The following is a 16,983-nucleotide window of genomic DNA, read 5'->3' on the forward strand; positions in this document are numbered from 1 at the left end:
AAACGAGGCTGCGCGCGCCACGACACCCGGCGGGCAGGCAGCCACTGGAAGGGGACATCCCGATGATCGACATACCCGGCACGGAGCAGGCGCCCGTGCGCAAGAAGAAGTTCTACCAGATCCTGTACGTGCAGGTGCTGTTCGCCATCACGGTGGGCATCCTGCTCGGCCACTTCTACCCACAGATCGGGGAATCGATGAAACCCCTGGGCGATGCCTTCATCAAGCTGGTGAAGATGATCATCGCGCCGGTCATCTTCCTGACGGTCACGACCGGCATCGCCGGCATGCGGGACCTGCAGAAAGTGGGCCGCGTCGTGGGCAAGGCCATGATCTATTTCCTGACCTTTTCCACGCTGGCCCTCATCATCGGCATGGTCGTGGCCAACGTCGTCCACCCTGGCACCGGCCTGCACATCGATCCCGCCACGCTGGACTCGAAGGCGGTGGCCTCGTACTCGGCCAAGGCCCATGACCAGACCCTGGTCGGGTTCCTGATGAACATCATCCCGGACACGGTGGTCAGTGCCTTCGCCAGCGGCGACATCCTGCAGGTGCTGTTCTTCTCCGTGCTGTTCGGCATCTCGCTGGGCGCCGTGGGCGACAAGGGCGCGCCGGTCCTGAATTTCCTGCAATCCATCTCGTCCGCCTTCTTCAGGCTGGTCGCCATCCTGATGAAGGCCGCCCCCATAGGCGCCTTCGGGGCCATGGCGTTCACCATCGGCAAGTACGGCATAGGCTCCATCGCCAACCTGGCGCTGCTGGTCGGAACCTTCTACCTGACCTCGCTGCTGTTCGTGCTTGTGGTGCTAGGCGCGGTGGCCCGGTACAACGGCTTCTCCATCCTGAAGCTGATCCGCTACATCCGCGAGGAACTGCTGCTCGTGCTGGGTACCAGCTCGTCCGAGGCGGCCCTGCCCACGCTGATGGAGAAGATGGAACGCGCCGGCTGCTCCAAGCCCGTGGTCGGCCTGGTCATCCCCACCGGCTATTCCTTCAACCTGGACGGCACCAACATCTACATGACCCTGGCGGCGCTGTTCATCGCCCAGGCGACGGACATCCACCTGTCGCTGGTGGACCAGGTCCTGCTGCTGCTCGTGGCGATGCTCAGTTCCAAGGGCGCGGCGGGCATCACCGGCGCGGGCTTCATCACCCTGGCGGCGACGCTGTCGGTCGTGCCTGCGGTCCCGGTGGCCGGCATGGCGCTGATCCTGGGCATCGACCGCTTCATGTCCGAGTGCCGCGCGCTGACCAACCTGGTGGGCAACGCGGTGGCCAGCATCGTCGTGGCCCGCTGGGAAGGCGAGTTGGACAAGGAGCGCCTGGACCGGGCCCTGAGCGCCTCAGGCGCCCGCCAGATCGAAACCGACCTGGAAGGCGGCGACGCCCTGGTGGCCACGCACCGCTGATCGTATCGCCCCGCGGCCAGCCCGGCCGCGCCACGCAAAAGGCATGCGCGAGCATGCCTTTTTCTTTGTCCGTGACCGCCACCCGAATAATTAACGAATGAAACAATAAACACTCACCACCCCTGAATAATTCTAGGGTTTACACCTGATTCTGATTCATTTTTATTTAACTATATTAAATAAATGGCGATGAATTCCGCCATCCGCCGCGCCCCGAAGAAGCCCATCGACATTCCGCGCGGCCGCCCACGAGGAGGAGACAAGCATGAAGAAACTCTATCTGGCCGGCGGTATGCTCGCCGCCCTGGGAACGCTGCACGGCTGTGGCGGTTCCGACGATCCGGGGCCATCCGTTCAGGAACCCTCCGATCCGCCCCGCCTGGCCTGCGCCGAGATCACGGCGGCCGCGCTGGGGATCCCCCGCCTGGAACTGGACGCCCCCGAAACCGTCGCCGCGGCCGCCGCCGACAATCCCGCGCAGTCCGTTCCCGCCCACTGCCGCCTGAAAGGCCGGCTGAACCTGCGCAACAGCGACGTCGACGGCAAGACCTACGCCATCGGTTTCGAACTGCGCATGCCGGACACCTGGAACGGCCGCTTCTTCTTCCAGGGCGGAGGCGGCACGGATGGTGCCGTCAATCCGGCCCTGGGCGCGCTGACGGGGGCGGGCGCTTCCACCAACGCGCTGTCCATGGGATTCGCCGTCGCCAGCACCGACGGCGGCCATACCAGCGAAAGCGAACCCATCGTCGGCGGCTCGCTGTTCGGCCTCGACCCGCAGGCCCGCGTGGACTACGGCTATAACGCGGTCGGCACCGTCACCCCGACCGCGAAGGCCATCCTCAAGCGCTTCTACGGACGCGGCGCCGAGCACTCCTATTTCGTCGGCTGCTCGAACGGCGGCAGGCAGGCCATGGTGGCCGCCTCGCGCTTCGCCGACCAGTTCGACGGCATCGTCGCCGGCAACCCGGGCTTCAACCTGCCCCAGGCCGCCGTGCAGCACGCCTGGGACAACCAGGCCTTCGCCGCGGCCGCGCCGCGCACCGGCGAAGGCCGCCCCATCATCAGCCAGGCATTCTCGTTCCAGGACATGCAATTGGTGGCGGACCGGACGGTAGCCGCCTGCGACGCGCTGGACGGCGCGGCCGACGGCATGATCGACGATCCGGTGGCCTGCAAGGCCGTCTTCAAGCCCGAGACCCTGACCTGCGCCGGCGCCAAGACCGACGCCTGCCTCAGCGCGCCGCAGGTGGATGCGTTGAAGAAGGTATTCGGCGGCCCGAAGAACAGCAAGGGCGAGGCCTTGTACGCCGACTGGCCGTACGACGCCGGCGTGGCCACCATGGGCTGGCGTTTCTGGAAACTGGGCACGTCGACCACCGAAGTTCCCAATTCACTGATCGCGACCCTGGGCGGCGGCTCCCTGCCCTATGTGTTCACCACCCCGCCCACCCAGGTGCGCGGCACCGGCACGCAGGTCATCGACTACCTGTTGGGCTTCGACTTCGATACCGACGCGCCGAAGATCTTCGCGACCACCCCGGTCTACACCGAATCGCCGATGAGCTTCATGACGCCGCCCGATCCGACAAACCTGGGCACCCTGAAAGCCCGGGGCGGCAAGATGATCGTCTACCACGGCAACAGCGATCCGGTGTTCTCGGTGAACGACACCATCGCCTGGTACCAGGGCCTGCGCCGCGCGCACGCCGACGCCGCGGACTTCGCCCGCCTGTTCACGATACCGGGCATGAACCACTGCAGCGGCGGCCCGGCCACCGACAAATTCGACATGGTGGCGGCCATCGTGGACTGGGTCGAAAAGGGTGTCGCCCCGGCCTCGATCCCGGCCTCCGCCCGCGCCGGCTCCGACGCCCCCTGGCCCGGCCGCACCCGCCCCCTGTGCCCCTACCCCCAGCAGGCCCGCTACACCGGCAGCGGCTCGCTGGAAGATGCGAAGAACTTCCGCTGCGTCACGCCAGCCTCCTGAGCCGCACCCTGTCCCCCACAAGGGGGCCAGGCCAAAAAAAAGCCCCCACGCAAGTGGAGGCTTTCAGACCATGGGCACGGTGGATCCGGCTCCGCCGGTCCACCAGTGCCGCCCGGGGGACCCGGCGCCGGGCCATCCCAAGGCGGGTCCCCGCCCCCTCGGGGGGCTGCCGCGTAGCGGCTGGGGGCTCACCATGCCGGACGCGCGTAAGCGCGTAGGGGGACTAAACCATCAAGCCCGCTTAACTTTCTCGAGCATCTTGAAAATACCCTTCGGCGCCCCAACAAAAAGACGTTTGAAGGGCTTGCCCAGGCAACGGCGCTCAAGGGTGTTGCGGCGCGTGCGTTTCTTTTCCGCCATGTCGATCTCCAGTCATTGAATCCGGCTAACCCGCTATTCTAGCGGATTTTCTTCCGTTTCCGTCAAGCCGTTCAATGCTGGACCGCGCCGCCGGCGACACCGCCGACGACTTCCGTCGTTTTCTGCTCGGCCTTGCCCAGAACCCGCCCCAGGGCCTTTTCGGTCTGGTGCGAAACGACCCGCCAGGTATGGCCGACTTCGGGAATGGTATGGACGGCGATGGTGCCGACCGTCAGGGCAAGCGCGATGGCGACCAGCACCGCCACGCGCAGGCTGCGCGGCGGAGGCGGGACGTCGCCGAGCGTGGGCGGCGGGATGTACATCCCGGCCTCGGCTCCCAACAGGTCCAGAGGTGAGGATTTGCGCTTGCTCATAAGCAATATCGTAACCCGGCCGCCCTTTTGCCGCCGTACCTTCCTGTTACCCAATCTTGTCAAACGTTGCGATTTTCGCAGCATCCGCTAAACGGCTACGATTGAAGAATCGCCGGCCTTCTTCCGGCACGTGAAACGAACGATGTCCTCCGCCCCCAACTCCCCCGATGCCCCCCAGGAAACCGCCGCCGAACCCGAGATCCGGGTGGTTGGCGCGCGCCAGAACAACCTGAAGAACCTGAGCCTGACCATCCCCACCAACGAACTCGTGGTGGTGACCGGTGTTTCCGGCTCGGGCAAGAGTTCGCTGGTCTTCGACACGCTGTACGCCGAAGGCCAGCGCCGCTACGTCGAGACCTTCTCGCCGTACGCGCGCCAGTTCCTGGATCGCATGGACAAGCCGCAGGTCGACCGCATCGAGGGCATCCCGCCGGCCATCGCGATCGACCAGACCAATCCGGTGCGCACGTCGCGCAGCACGGTCGGCACCATGACCGAGCTGAACGACCACCTGAAGCTGCTGTACGCGCGGGCCGGCCGGCTGTTCTGCCGCCAGTGCGCACGGCCGGTGCAAAAGGACACGCCCGATTCCATCCACGCGTCGCTGGCCCGCCGCTCGGCCGAAGCCGGCGACCCGCGTCTGGTCGTGACCTTCCCGGTCCAGGTGCCGGCCAACTACAGCGAGGACGAGATCCGCGGCTTCCTGGAACGCCAGGGCTACACGCGGGTGCACGCCAAGCGCAAGGTCGGCACCGGCAAGAACGCGGTGCAACTGCTGGACGTGGTCCAGGACCGGTTCCGTTTCGGCAATGTCGAGCGGGCGCGGGTGATGGAGGCGCTGGACGCCGGCCTGCGGCTGGGAGCCGGCCGGGTGGACGTGCGCGTGGTGGACGAGGAAGGCCAGGAAACCGCGCTGTGGAAGTTCAGCGACGAAATCCATTGCGCCGACTGCGACATCGCCTATTCCACCCCGACCCCCAGCTCGTTCTCGTTCAATTCGCCGCTGGGTGCCTGCGAGGCCTGCCGCGGCTTCGGCCGGGTGATAGGCGTGGACTACGGCCTGATCATCCCCGACGAGAGCAAGACCCTGCGCGGGGGCGCCATCCGCCCCTGGCAGACCGCCAGCTACAAGGAATGCCAGGACGACCTGGTGAAATACGCCGCCCGCGCAGGCATCCCCCTGGACGTACCCTGGCGCAAGCTGACCGAGGCCCAGCGCGAGTGGGTGCTGCAGGGCACGCCCGACTGGAAGGGCGGCAACGACGCCTGGAAACACCAGTGGTACGGCGTGAAGCGCTTCTTCGACTGGCTGGAGACCAAGGCCTACAAGATGCACATCCGCGTGCTGCTGTCGAAGTATCGCGCGTACACGCCGTGCACGGCCTGCAACGGCGCCCGCCTCAAGCCCGACTCGCTGCTGTGGCGGGTGGGCACCAAGGCCGAGGCCGACCAGGTGCTGCCCGAGTCCGACGGGCGCTATACCCGCTTCCGGCCGGTGAACGTGTCCTGGAGCAACGCCACCCTGGCGGCCCTGCCGGGACTGTCCATCCATGACCTGATGCTGCTGCCCATCGAGCGGGTGCGCGCCTTCTGCGACGCCCTGCACTTCGAGGGCGTGATGGATGCGGCCACCGAACTGCTGCTGCAGGAAGTGCGCGCGCGGCTGAAGTTCCTGTGCGACGTGGGCCTGGGCTACCTGACGCTGGACCGCCAGAGCCGCACCCTGTCGGGCGGCGAAGTGCAGCGGATCAACCTGACCACCGCGCTGGGAACGTCCCTGGTCAACACCCTGTTCGTGCTGGACGAGCCGTCCATCGGCCTGCATCCGCGCGACATGAACCGCATCGTCGAGGTCATGCACCGGCTGCGCGACGCGGGCAACTCGCTGGTGGTGGTGGAACACGATCCGCAGGTCATGCTGGCGGCCGACCGCGTCATCGACATCGGCCCGGGGCCGGGCGAGCGCGGCGGCAACATCGTCTTCAACGGTTCGCCGGCGCAATTGCGCAAGGCGCAGACGCTGACCGGCGACTACCTGTCGGGCCGCCGCCACGTGGCGGCCCCGCGTCCCATGCCGGTCAACGCCAACACGCCCCGGCTGATCGTCGAGGGCGCGCGCGAACACAACCTGAAGAACGTGACGGTGGAGTTCCCGCTGGGGCGCCTGGTGTGCGTGACGGGCGTGTCGGGATCGGGCAAGTCGACGCTGATCCAGGACGTGCTCTACCCCGCCCTGCTCAAGCTCAAGGGCAAGCCCACCGAGGCCGCCGGCGCGCACGACCGCATCCTGGGCGACGACTGGATCACCGAGGTGGTCATGGTCGACCAGTCCCCCATCGGCAAGACGGCCCGCTCCAACCCGGCCAGCTACGTGGGCGCGTTCGACGGCGTGCGCAAGCTGTTCGCGCAGGCGCGGCTGTCCAAGGAGCGCGACTACACGGCCGGCATGTTCAGCTTCAACGCCGGCGACGGCCGCTGCCCGACCTGCGGCGGCACCGGCTTCGAGCACGTCGAGATGCAGTTCCTGTCCGACGTGTACCTGCGCTGCCCCGACTGCGACGGCACCCGTTTCCGGCCCGAGATCCGCGAGGTCACCATCGAGCGCAAGGGCCGGGCGGCCTCGATCTCCGACGTGCTGGAAATGACCGTGACCGAGGCCCTGGACTTCTTCGAGGGCGAGCGCGACATCCAGTACGGCCTGGCGCCGCTGGCCGACGTGGGCCTGGAATACGTGCGCCTGGGCCAGCCGGTGCCGACCCTGTCGGGCGGCGAGGCCCAGCGCCTGAAGCTGGCCGGCCACCTGGCCGAGGCGGCGCGCTCGGGCATTTCCACCATCGGCGCCAAACTGTCGAAGAAAGGCAGCCTGTTCCTGTTCGACGAGCCCACGACCGGCCTGCACTTCGACGACATCTCGCGCCTGATGGGCGCCTTCCGCAAGCTGCTGGCGGCCGGCCACACGCTGGTCGTGATCGAACACAACCTGGACGTGATCCGGGCCTCGGACTGGCTGATCGACCTGGGTCCGGAAGGCGGCGACGCCGGCGGGGAAATCCTGGCCACCGGCACGCCGCAGGCCATCATGGACCACCCGGCCTCGCACACCGGCCGCGCGCTGCGGGAATACGAAGCCGAGATCGGCAGCCTGGCCGACGCCCAGGCCGCGGCCGCCGCGCCGGCAACCGCCGTGGCCGAGCGCTTCGAACCCTATGTGGTGGCGCGCAACGACGAGCCCGCGGGCGTGCCGCTGCAGAACCTGCTGTCCCGCCGCCGCCACGCCGCGCGCGCGATCGAGATCAAGAATGCCCGCGAGCACAACCTGAAGAACGTCGACGTCGAGATCCCGCGCAACACCTTCACGGTCATCACCGGCGTGTCGGGCTCGGGCAAGTCGACGCTGGCCTTCGACATCCTGTTCAACGAGGGGCAGCGCCGCTACCTGGAATCGCTGAACGCGTACGCGCGCTCCATCGTCCAGCCGGCGGGCAAGCCGGACGTGGACGCCATCTTCGGCATCCCGCCCACCGTGGCGATCGAGCAGCGCACCAGCCGCGGCGGCCGCAAGTCGACCGTGGCCACGATGACCGAGACCCATCACTTCATGCGCCTGCTGTACATGAAGCTGGGTACCCAGTACTGCCCCAATTGCGACATCCCGGTCGAGCCCCAGACCTTCGATCTGATCGTCAGCCGCATCATGCGCGAGCTCAAGGGCCAGCACATAGGCGTGCTGGCGCCGCTGGTCAGCGCGCGCAAGGGCTATTACACCGACCTGGCCAAGTGGGCGTCGAACAAGGGCTACACCCACCTGCGCGTGGACGGCGCCTTCATCCCGACCGCGAAGTGGCCCCGGCTGGACCGCTTCAAGGAACACGACATCGACCTGCCGGTGGCCGACCTGGTGGTCGATCCGGCCAACGAGGCCGCGCTGCGGGCCGCCGTGCACGAGGCGCTGGAACACGGCCATGGCGTGATGAGCGTGGCCTGGCCACTGCAGAAGCTGCGCGTGGAGATGGCCAGCGGCGTCGAGGCGCCGGCGCCCGACCTGGAACAACGCGTGTTCTCGGTCAAGCGCGCCTGCCCCTCGTGCGGCCTGAGCTTCCCCGAGCCCGATCCGCGCATGTTCTCGTACAACTCCAAGCACGGCTGGTGCCCGTCCTGCTTCGGCACCGGCGTCAAGCTGCAGGGCTTCGACGCCGAGCAGACCGGCGAGGAAACCGCTTGGAACGCCTGGTACGAAGGCGAGGTCCAGCCCTGCGGCGATTGCCACGGGCAGCGCCTGAACCGCAACGCGCTGGCGGTGCGCTGGCGCGATCGCTCCATCGCGCAATTGTCGTCGCTGGCCGTGCGCGATGCCGGCGCCTTCTTCCGCGACCTGGAAACCTCGGGCCGCGAGGCCGACATCGCGCGGGACATCCTGGCCGAGCTGCGCAGCCGGCTGGAGTTTCTGGAAGAAGTCGGCCTGGGCTACCTGGCGCTGGACCGCGCCGCGCCGACGCTGTCCGGCGGCGAGGCCCAGCGCATCCGCCTGGCCGCGCAGCTGGGCTCCAACCTGCAGGGCGTGTGCTACGTGCTGGACGAACCGACCATCGGCCTGCACCCGCGCGACAACCGCATCCTGCTGAACGCGCTGTCGCGGCTGGAAGGCAAGGGCAACACGCTGGTGGTGGTCGAGCACGACGAGGACACCATCCGGCGCGCCGCCCACGTGATCGACATCGGCCCGGGCGCCGGGGTGCGGGGCGGCACCGTGGTCGCCCAGGGCCGGGTGCAGGACATCATCGCCAATCCCGCGTCGCTGACGGGCAAGTACCTGGCCCATCCCCTGCAGCATCCGCTCCAGCCCCGGCGCCCGGTGGGCGACGACACGCCGCGCATCGCGGTGCGCAAGGCGCGCCTGCACAACCTGCGCGACGTCGACGCCAGCTTCCCCGTCGGCCGGCTGACCGTCGTGACCGGCGTGTCGGGCTCGGGCAAGTCGACGCTGGCGCGCGACGTGCTGCTGGACAACCTGCAACGCCGCGTGGGCAAGGACGCCGCCGGGCAGAGCGGCTGGACCGGCTGCGCCGGCATCGATGGCTGGAAAGGCATCGACCGCGTGCTGGAGGTCGACCAGACCCCCATCGGCAAGACGCCGCGCTCCTGCCCCGCCACCTACGTGGGCTTCTGGGACACCATCCGCAAGCAGTTCGCCGACACGATGGAGGCGCGCATGCGCGGCTGGACCGCCGGGCGCTTCAGCTTCAACACCGGCGAGGGACGTTGCCCGGTCTGCGAAGGCCAGGGCATGCGCACCATCGAGATGAACTTCCTGCCGGACGTGAAGGTGCCCTGCGACGCCTGCAACGGCGCGCGCTTCAACCGCGAGACCCTGGCCGTGCACCTGCGCGGCAAGAGCGTGGGCGAGGTGCTGGCGATGGAAATCGACGATGCCGTCGAATACTTCGCCGCCCATCCGTCCATCCTGAACCCGCTGCAACTGCTGCAGAGCGTGGGGCTGGGCTACCTGACGCTGGGCCAGCCCTCGCCCACGCTGTCGGGCGGCGAGGCGCAGCGCATCAAGCTGGTGACCGAGCTGGCCAAGGCCAGGCTGGACGAAGGCACGATGCGCACCGGCCGCGCCTACAAGGCGCCGCACACGCTGTACGTGCTGGACGAACCCACCGTGGGCCTGTCCATGGCGGACGTGGAAAAGCTGATACGCGTGCTGCACCGGCTGGTGGACGCCGGCAACACGGTGGTGGTGATCGAGCACAATCTCGACGTCATCGCCGAGGCCGACTGGCTGCTGGACATGGGTCCCGAGGGCGGCAACGAGGGCGGCCAGGTGGTCGTGCAGGGCACGCCCGAACACGTCATGGCGCAGCGCGCGCGCTCGCATACCGGCCGGGTGCTGGCCGAGTTCATGGTGCCGCAGGAAGCGGCCGCCAAGGCGTCCTGAGCATGCGGCCGCAGTTGATCGAAACCATCCGGGTCGAGGACGACGGCCGCATGCCGCTGCTGCCCTGGCACCTGGAGCGGCTCGGCGCCTCGTGCTCCGAACTGGCCTACCACTGGTCGGTGGACGCGGTGCAGCGGGCCATCGCCCGGGCCGCCGCCGGGCTGCCCGAAGGCGTCGGGCATCGCATGCGCGTGCTCATCGCGGACAACGGCAGCGTCGAGGTCGAGGCCTCGGCGCTGCCGCCGCTGCCGCCCCGCCCCCGCGTGGCGCTCGCCCCCGAACGCCTGGACTCGGGCACGGCGCTCCTGCGCCACAAGACCACGTGGCGGCCCTGGTACGAAAGCGCGGCGGCCTGGCTGGCCGGCCACCCCGACCACTTCGACCTGCTGTACCTGAACGAACGCGACGAGCTGTGCGAAGGCAGCCGCACCAACGTCCATCTGCTGCTGGACGGCCGCTGGGTCACGCCGCCGGTATCCTGCGGCCTCTTGCCCGGCGTGCAGCGCGCCGCGCTGCTGGACGAGGAAAAGGTGGAAGAAGCCGTGGTGACGCGCGCCGACCTGGGCCGGGCGCAGGGGCTGCGGCTGTCCAACGCCCTGCGCGGCTGGTTCGACGTGATCCTGGATTAGCGCGCCGCCGGAAACACCACCCGCAGCACCTCATGCGCCGCCGCCAGCCCCATGGCGGCGGTCACGGTGACCGCCGAGCCGTAGCCCGCGCAGGACAGGCCCTGCGGCGCCCCGGCCGGCGCGTCCACGTCCTGGGACCAGGCCGCCGGAAGCCGCGCGGGCTGGTCCACCCACAGGGAACGCACCTTCATCTTCGGCACCCGGCGCGCCGGCTTGCCCGCGGCGGTCGATGCCTTGGGATAGCCGTGCTGGCGCCGGAGCTGGTTGCGGATCTTGGCCAGCAGCGCGTCGTTGACCGCTTCCGACAGGTCGCCCGCGCGCAGCGCCAGGGGATCCGTCTTGCCGCCCGCCCCGCCGCACACCACCAACGGCGCGCCGCTGCGCCGGACATGCAGGATCATGGCGATCTTGGCCGACACCTGGTCGGTGCAATCCAGCACTACGCTGGCCTCGTCCGCCAGCAGCCGCGCGACATTGCCGGGATCGAGGAAATCGTCGACCAGGTTCAGCACGCACTGCGGGGAGATGTCGCGGATGCGGTCGGCCATGGCCTCGACCTTGGACTGCCCCAGCGTGCGGCCCAGGGCATGGACCTGGCGGTTGATGTTGGATTCGGCGATGTGGTCCAGGTCGATCAGCGTCAGCGTGCCGATACCGCTGCGGGCCAGCGCCTCGGCCGCCCACGATCCCACCCCGCCCAGCCCCACCACGGTGGCGCGCGCGGCGCGCAGCGCGTCCAGGGCGCCCGCCCCGTACAGGCGGTCCAGCCCGCCGAAGCGGCGCTCGCTGTCGATGTCGCAGCTCATGACGGAAACTCCGGAAGGGGAAGGCGAGAAGGCATGGGAACGGCGCGCGCGGCCGGAACGAAGACGGCTCCGATGTTAGCAGCCCGCCGGACCGCCCTCTTCGCGGGCCCCGGGGGTTAGAATGGACCCACCACAAGAAACTGCCGCGAGACCACGGCGACATTTTTCCCGCCCCCTCCCATCTTGCCTGCACCCACGCCGCGCCAGGACGCCCCCGCCCCCGAGCCGCACGCCGCGCCGCTCGACGACCGCGGTGTCGCCGTCTTCTGCACGCTGGCGATCCTGAGCCACATGGCGCTGACCGGCGGCCGGGTGACGGTCTCGCTGGGCGCGCTGGCGCAGGGCGCCTCCAGTTTCACCGTGGGCGTGCTGATGGCGCTGTTCGCGCTGGTCCCCATGCTGTTGTCGGTCCACACCGGCCGCTGGGTCGACCACATCGGCGCGCGGCGCCCGCTGCGCATGGGCGTGGGCCTGCTGATCGCGGGCAGTCTGCTGCCCTTTCTCCTGCCCCGCACGCAGGTGCTGTTCCTGTCCAGCTGCCTGACCGGCATAGGCTGCATGGTGTGCCAGATCGCGGTGCAGAACGTCATGGGCATCCATGCCACGCCCGACCGGCGCATCCTGAATTTCTCGCGCCTGTCCCTGTCGCTGTCGATTTCCGGCTTCGGCGGCCCGCTGGTGGCCGGCCTGTCCATCGACCACCTGGGCGTGCGCTGGGCCTTCGGCGTGCTGCTGCTGTGCCAGCTGGGCGCGCTGGGATTGCTGCTGCGGCAGCAGCACCGGCTGCCGCGCGCCGCCGGCAACACCCGGCCGGCCTCGCGCGAACAGGTCAGCGACCTGCTGGCCAGTCCCACGCTGCGCCGCGTGTTGATCGCCACGGCCCTGTTGTCGGGCGCCTGGGACCTGAATTCCTTCATGGTGCCGATCTTCGGCGCCTCGATCGGCCTGTCGGCCACGACCATAGGCGTCATCCTGTCCGCCTTCGCCGTGGCCACCTTCGTCATCCGCATGCTGCTGCCGTGGATACAGCGGCGCATGGCGCCCTGGACCCTGCTGCGCACCGCCATGTTCACCGCCAGCGCGGTCTACGTGCTGTACCCGTTCTTCCGCGACGTTCCCATCCTGATCATGCTGGCCTTCCTGCTGGGCCTGGCGCTGGGCAGCGGCCAGCCCAGCCTGCTGGCGCTGCTGCACACGCATGCGCCGCCCGGCCGCGCCGCCGAGGCGCTGGGGCTGCGCATGGCGACCATCAACGGCGGCCAGTTCGTGCTGCCGCTGGCCTTCGGCAGCCTGAGCGCGCTGGCCGGCCTGGGACTGCCCTTCTGGACCGTGGCCGCCTGCCTGCTGGCGGGCGGCATCTTCAACCGCTCGCCCAAGCGCCCCGTGGCCACGCGGCGCGGCCCGGCCAACTGAGGCGCCAGGCCCGCGCCTAGGCCTGCTGGGCTCGTTGCACCATGCGCAGGGCACGCTGCCGCAGTTCGCGCGCCGCCGGCTCGATCCTGGGATCGACCATGCGGCCGCCGGTCTTCACCACGCGGCCGTCGACGATGACCGTATCGATATCGGCGGGCGTCGCCTGCAGGACCAGGGTGCCGACCGGATCCAGCATGGGGGCGGTCGCGACGCTGTCGCTGCGGATCAGCAGCAGGTCGGCCCGCTTGCCCGGGGTGATGGAGCCCGTCACGTCGCCCAGCCCCAGCGCCTTTGCGCCATCGGCCGTCGCCAGGCCCAGCATGTCGCGCGCCGACACCGCCTTGGCGGCCGGCGCCTTGCCCGTCTCGGCGAAGGACTGCGCGTTCAGGCGCGCGATCTCGGCGGCCAGGGCGGTGCGCATCTGCGTCATCATGCCGCCGCCGAAGGCCGACGGGATGTCCGTTCCCAGGCTGACAGGCATGCGGCCGCGCGCGGCCTTCCAGATTGCCGGATGCCCGTGGCCGCAGTGCAGTTCCGCCTCGGGGGTGCTGACCAGGCAGGCGCCCTGGTCCGCCGCCAGCCTGAACTCGCCGGCATCCAGGTCGTTGGCGTGCACCAGTTGCAGCCTGCCGTCCAGGAGGCCTTGCTGCGCCAGCGTGGCGATCAGCCCCTTCTTGCGCTGCGCGTAGATGGGCGCCGCGCAATGGAAGGACGTCAGTACCTGCAGGTCGCGCAGCATGCGCATGTCGGCGAAGGCGGGCTCCAGCGGCATGAAGTCGGGCCCGGGCAGGCAGGCTCCCAGCATCACGCGCCCCTGGTCGGACGACAGCCGCCCCACGCGCAGCGAACGGGCGTGCTCCAGCATGCGGCGCAGCGGCGCGTCCGAGCCCTGCGGCGTACGGGCGGCGATGGTGTAGGCGAAGATGGCCCGCACGCCGGAATCCAGCAGGCCGTCCACCGCCGCTTCCGCATGCTCGGGCGTCATGGCCTCGCGGTTCCAGTCCATCAACGTGGTGGTGCCCAGCGACATCTGCTCCAGCGCGCCCACGTACTCCGCCAGCCGCACGTCGTCCGGGCTCATGCGGTTGGAATACTTGAGCACCAGCGTGCTGTAGTAGTCCGCGAAGGTATGTTCCGTGGACACGCCGCGCTGCATGGTCTGGGCAAGGTGGATGTGGCCGTTCACGAATCCGGGCGACACGATCATGCCGGTGCCGTCGATGACCGCGGCGCCCGACGGCGCGGACAGGTTGCGGCCGACCTCGGCGATGCGGCCATCCACGACCAGGACGTCGGCCATCGGCATGTCGCCCAGGCGGGCGTCCATGGAAACCACATACCCGCCGCGCACCAGGAAATCGCGCCGGGCGGGGCGATCCGCCGCAGGGGCGGCTGCCGCCCAGGCCGGCCAGACGGTGGCCGCGCCGGCGGCGGCCTTCATGAAGCTCCTGCGTTCCATCTCCTCTCCTTTTTTTGTCTATAAGAATGATTTGCAATCGATAGCATTTATAATGCTATCGATTGCAAATGGACATCCTATCGTTTCCCCCAGCCCGCCGCCGGGCCGGCGCGGGCGGCCCTAAAATGAAGGCGTCTGCCGCCTTTTCGAACACCGCGTGTCCCCCGAGACGTTTCCCCCCGAATACCACCCGTTGCTGCTTACCGAAGCCCAGCGCCAGGCTTCCATGGACGCGGCCCTGAGCGCCTGGCGCCCGGGCGACGACGTCTGGCTGTACGCCTATGGCTCGCTCATCTGGAACGCCGGCTTCCCCCTGCAGGAACGGCGCCAGGCGGTCGTGCGCGGCTACCACCGTTCGCTGTGCCTGTGGTCGCGCATCAACCGGGGAACGGTGTCCGCACCGGGCCTGGTATTCGGCCTGAACCGGGGCGGCAGTTGCCGGGGCTTCGTGCTGCGCATCGCCGCCGCCGACGTCCGGCCCGTCTTCGCGGTCTTGTGGGAACGCGAGATGATGATGGGTTCCTACCTGCCCCGCTGGCTGCGTTGCGAGACCGCCCAGGGGCCCGTCGACGCGCTGGCCTTCGTGATCGACCGGCGCGGCACGGGCTATGCCGGCGGCCTGCAGGAAACGGAGCTGCTGGCTGCCATCCGCCGGGGCCACGGGCGCTACGGCGCCTGCGTGGACTACGTGCTGGACACCGCGCGGGCGCTGCGCACCCACGGGATACGCGATCGCGCGCTGGAACGCCTGGCGCGCCGCCTGGCCGCCACGGGCGAGGACGGCGGCGGCGACCCGGTATAGTGAGGGCTGTAGTCTTTTCTTTCCGCCGACCATGTCCATCGCCGACATCCGCCAGAACTACCAGCAGGGCGCCTTGCTGGAAGCCGACGCTCCCGCCTCGCCGTTCGAATTGTTCGGAGCCTGGTTCGGCCGCGCCGTCACCGACCAGTTGCCCGACCCCAATGCCATGACGCTGGCCACCGTGGACGAACGCGGCCGCCCGGCCGCGCGCACCGTGCTGCTCAAGGGCTACGACGAACGCGGCTTCGTGTTCTATACCAACTACCAATCGCGCAAGGGCCGGGACCTGGCCCACCTGCCCTATGCCAGCCTGCTGTTCTTCTGGCCCGTCCACGAACGGCAGATCCGTATCGAGGGCCGGGTGGAACGGACCTCGGACCAGGAGTCGGACACCTATTTCCACAGCCGGCCGCTGGCCTCGCGCATCGGCGCCTGGGCCTCGGACCAGAGCACCGAAATCCCCGACCGCGACGTGCTGCGCGCGCGGGAGACGCAATTGCGGGCCGAGCTGGGCGAGCATCCTCCGCGCCCCGCCCATTGGGGCGGATACCGCGTGGTGCCGGACTCTATCGAGTTCTGGCAGGGCCGGCCGTCGCGCCTGCACGACCGGCTGGTCTATCGTCCTCTGGCCGCAGGGGGCTGGCGCATCGTGCGCCTGGCGCCTTGATCGCCGCATGACCCCGCAGGACCAGTCTCCCGGTCCGGACGAGCCGGCGGACGACGAGAACGGCGCGCAGCGCTCGTTCTTCGACGACGCGCCCGCCAGGCCGCCCGCCAAGGCCAAGGGCCGGGCCAGGACGATTCCCGCCGCCGAGCATCCCGACGCGCTGCGCCAGCTCGGCGCCGCGATGCCCGCACAGTTGCACCTGGGAACCTCGTCCTGGGCCTTCGCCGGCTGGAATGGCATCGTCTACGGCGCCAAGGCCAGCGAATCGCTGCTGTCGCGCGAAGGCCTGCCGGCCTACTCGTCCCATCCGCTGCTCAATAGCGTCAGCCTGGACCGCACCTTCTACGCGCCGCTGACCGCCGAACAGTACGCCCACTACGCGAACCAGGTGCCCACGGGTTTTCGCTTCGTCGTCAAGGCGCCCAACCTGGTGACCGACGCCGTCCTGCGCGACGATCGCGGCGTGCCGGCCGGCCCCAATCCCAGCTTCCTGAACCCGGTGCTGGCCACCGACCATTTCGTGACGCCCTGCCTGGAGGGCCTGGGCACGAAGGCGGGCCCGCTGGTGTTCCAGTTCTCGCCGCTGCCCCCCGAGATCCTGGGCGATCCCGCCGGCTGGGTCGCCCGCCTGTCGGCGTTCCTGGCCGCACTGCCTGCGCTGCCCGCCTCGCAGGGCCACGAACGCCCGTTCTACGCGGTGGAGTTCCGCGACCCGCAGGCGGTCACGCCGCGCATGATGAAGATGCTGGCGGAGCGCGGCGTGCGCTACTGCGTCGCCATCCATGCGCGGATGCCGTCGGCGGCGCGCCAGATGCAGGCCGTGGCGGCGACCGGCCCCGGCCCGCTGGTGGTGCGCTGGAGCCTGCTGGCGGGCCAGCGCTACGAAGCGGCCAAGGCGCGCTTCTCGCCCTTCGACAAGATCCAGGTCCAGGATCCCGAAACGCGGCGGGTCCTGGCCGAAGCCGCGCTGGCCGCCCACGCCGCGGGCCAGCCGGCCTGGATCGTGGCCAACAACAAGGCCGAGGGCAGCGCGCCCCTGACGCTCGAGCTGCTGGCAAGGGAAATCGCGACACGCTCCGCGCCGCCCGGATAGAATGAGGGATTACAGCAACATCAGCCACGCAACCCGCGAC

At 69.3% G+C, this 16,983-nt stretch carries 12 protein-coding genes; 8 read left to right on the forward strand and 4 right to left on the reverse strand.

All coding sequences use genetic code 11. The annotated features are described in order from the left end of the window. Positions 1–62 precede the first annotated feature (62 nt). Together ABD104_RS18545 and ABD104_RS18550 are read left to right on the forward strand one after the other, a co-directional pair. Positions 63–1,412: a dicarboxylate/amino acid:cation symporter gene (locus ABD104_RS18545; RefSeq protein ID WP_132979829.1), complete on the forward strand. Its 1,350-nt coding sequence runs from the start codon at positions 63–65 to the stop codon at positions 1,410–1,412. Positions 1,413–1,677: 265 nt separating this feature from the next. Further along, positions 1,678–3,402 (forward strand): tannase/feruloyl esterase family alpha/beta hydrolase, encoded by a 1,725-nt coding sequence (locus tag ABD104_RS18550; protein ID WP_343928009.1) that lies wholly within the window; start codon positions 1,678–1,680, stop codon positions 3,400–3,402. Positions 3,403–3,633: 231 nt separating this feature from the next. On the opposite strand, the gene ABD104_RS18555 is transcribed toward ABD104_RS18550, so the two are convergent. Continuing rightward, complete coding sequence (locus ABD104_RS18555) at positions 3,634–3,762, reverse strand: hypothetical protein (protein WP_254914568.1); 129 nt, start codon at positions 3,760–3,762, stop codon at positions 3,634–3,636. A gap of 71 nt (positions 3,763–3,833) precedes the next feature. Further along, the gene (locus ABD104_RS18560; protein WP_087837921.1) at positions 3,834–4,136 is read right to left on the reverse strand and encodes a hypothetical protein; all 303 of its coding nucleotides are present in this window, start codon (positions 4,134–4,136) and stop codon (positions 3,834–3,836) included. Positions 4,137–4,278: 142 nt separating this feature from the next. Between ABD104_RS18560 and uvrA the strand changes: the two genes are divergently transcribed. After that, positions 4,279–10,074 (forward strand): excinuclease ABC subunit UvrA, encoded by a 5,796-nt coding sequence (gene uvrA / locus ABD104_RS18565; protein ID WP_343928010.1) that lies wholly within the window; start codon positions 4,279–4,281, stop codon positions 10,072–10,074. Positions 10,075–10,076: 2 nt separating this feature from the next. Then, entirely contained in the window at positions 10,077–10,703 is a 627-nt protein-coding gene (locus ABD104_RS18570; protein ID WP_343928011.1) for an aminotransferase class IV, read from the forward strand. Here the strand turns inward: ABD104_RS18570 and ABD104_RS18575 are convergent. After that, positions 10,700–11,509 carry a tRNA threonylcarbamoyladenosine dehydratase gene (locus ABD104_RS18575; protein WP_087837924.1) on the reverse strand — a complete coding sequence of 270 codons (810 nt, stop codon included), beginning with the start codon at positions 11,507–11,509 and terminating at the stop codon, positions 10,700–10,702. The genes ABD104_RS18570 and ABD104_RS18575 overlap by 4 nt on opposite strands. Positions 11,510–11,692: 183 nt before the next feature. On the opposite strand from ABD104_RS18575, the gene ABD104_RS18580 reads away from it, so the two are divergent. Next, the gene (locus tag ABD104_RS18580) at positions 11,693–12,922 is read left to right on the forward strand and encodes an MFS transporter (protein ID WP_243724524.1); all 1,230 of its coding nucleotides are present in this window, start codon (positions 11,693–11,695) and stop codon (positions 12,920–12,922) included. Between the two features lie 16 nt (positions 12,923–12,938). Here the strand turns inward: ABD104_RS18580 and ABD104_RS18585 are convergent, their stop codons facing one another. Next, a complete protein-coding gene (locus tag ABD104_RS18585) occupies positions 12,939–14,381 on the reverse strand; it encodes an amidohydrolase family protein (RefSeq protein ID WP_343928012.1) in 1,443 nt (480 codons plus the stop codon). A 157-nt stretch (positions 14,382–14,538) separates the two neighbouring features. Here ABD104_RS18585 and ABD104_RS18590 point away from each other — a divergent pair, with 157 nt between their 5' ends. Genes ABD104_RS18590 through ABD104_RS18600 form a run of 3 tightly spaced genes read left to right on the forward strand, consistent with a single transcriptional unit; the run spans position 14,539 to position 16,943 of the window. Next, positions 14,539–15,183, forward strand: coding sequence for a gamma-glutamylcyclotransferase (locus ABD104_RS18590; RefSeq protein WP_243724523.1), 645 nt, complete (start codon positions 14,539–14,541; stop codon positions 15,181–15,183). Positions 15,184–15,214: 31 nt separating this feature from the next. Continuing rightward, positions 15,215–15,850 carry a pyridoxamine 5'-phosphate oxidase gene (gene pdxH / locus ABD104_RS18595; protein WP_087837926.1) on the forward strand — a complete coding sequence of 212 codons (636 nt, stop codon included), beginning with the start codon at positions 15,215–15,217 and terminating at the stop codon, positions 15,848–15,850. A 7-nt stretch (positions 15,851–15,857) separates the two neighbouring features. Further along, positions 15,858–16,943, forward strand: a complete 1,086-nt coding sequence (locus tag ABD104_RS18600; protein ID WP_425543348.1) for a DUF72 domain-containing protein — start codon at positions 15,858–15,860, stop codon at positions 16,941–16,943. Positions 16,944–16,983 lie beyond the last annotated feature (40 nt).

This window comes from Pigmentiphaga daeguensis, assembly GCF_039523035.1.
Lineage (GTDB): Bacteria > Pseudomonadota > Gammaproteobacteria > Burkholderiales > Burkholderiaceae_B > Pigmentiphaga > Pigmentiphaga daeguensis.

Coding starts and splice junctions, on each gene's coding strand:
- ABD104_RS18570 (WP_343928011.1), top strand. CDS start 10,077: ATGCGGCCGCAGTTGATCGAAACCATCCGGGTCGAGGACGACGGCCGC.
- ABD104_RS18575 (WP_087837924.1), bottom strand. CDS start 11,509: ATGAGCTGCGACATCGACAGCGAGCGCCGCTTCGGCGGGCTGGACCGC.
- ABD104_RS18550 (WP_343928009.1), top strand. CDS start 1,678: ATGAAGAAACTCTATCTGGCCGGCGGTATGCTCGCCGCCCTGGGAACG.
- ABD104_RS18545 (WP_132979829.1), top strand. CDS start 63: ATGATCGACATACCCGGCACGGAGCAGGCGCCCGTGCGCAAGAAGAAG.
- ABD104_RS18555 (WP_254914568.1), bottom strand. CDS start 3,762: ATGGCGGAAAAGAAACGCACGCGCCGCAACACCCTTGAGCGCCGTTGC.
- uvrA (WP_343928010.1), top strand. CDS start 4,279: ATGTCCTCCGCCCCCAACTCCCCCGATGCCCCCCAGGAAACCGCCGCC.
- ABD104_RS18560 (WP_087837921.1), bottom strand. CDS start 4,136: ATGAGCAAGCGCAAATCCTCACCTCTGGACCTGTTGGGAGCCGAGGCC.
- ABD104_RS18585 (WP_343928012.1), bottom strand. CDS start 14,381: ATGGAACGCAGGAGCTTCATGAAGGCCGCCGCCGGCGCGGCCACCGTC.
- ABD104_RS18600 (WP_425543348.1), top strand. CDS start 15,858: ATGACCCCGCAGGACCAGTCTCCCGGTCCGGACGAGCCGGCGGACGAC.
- pdxH (WP_087837926.1), top strand. CDS start 15,215: ATGTCCATCGCCGACATCCGCCAGAACTACCAGCAGGGCGCCTTGCTG.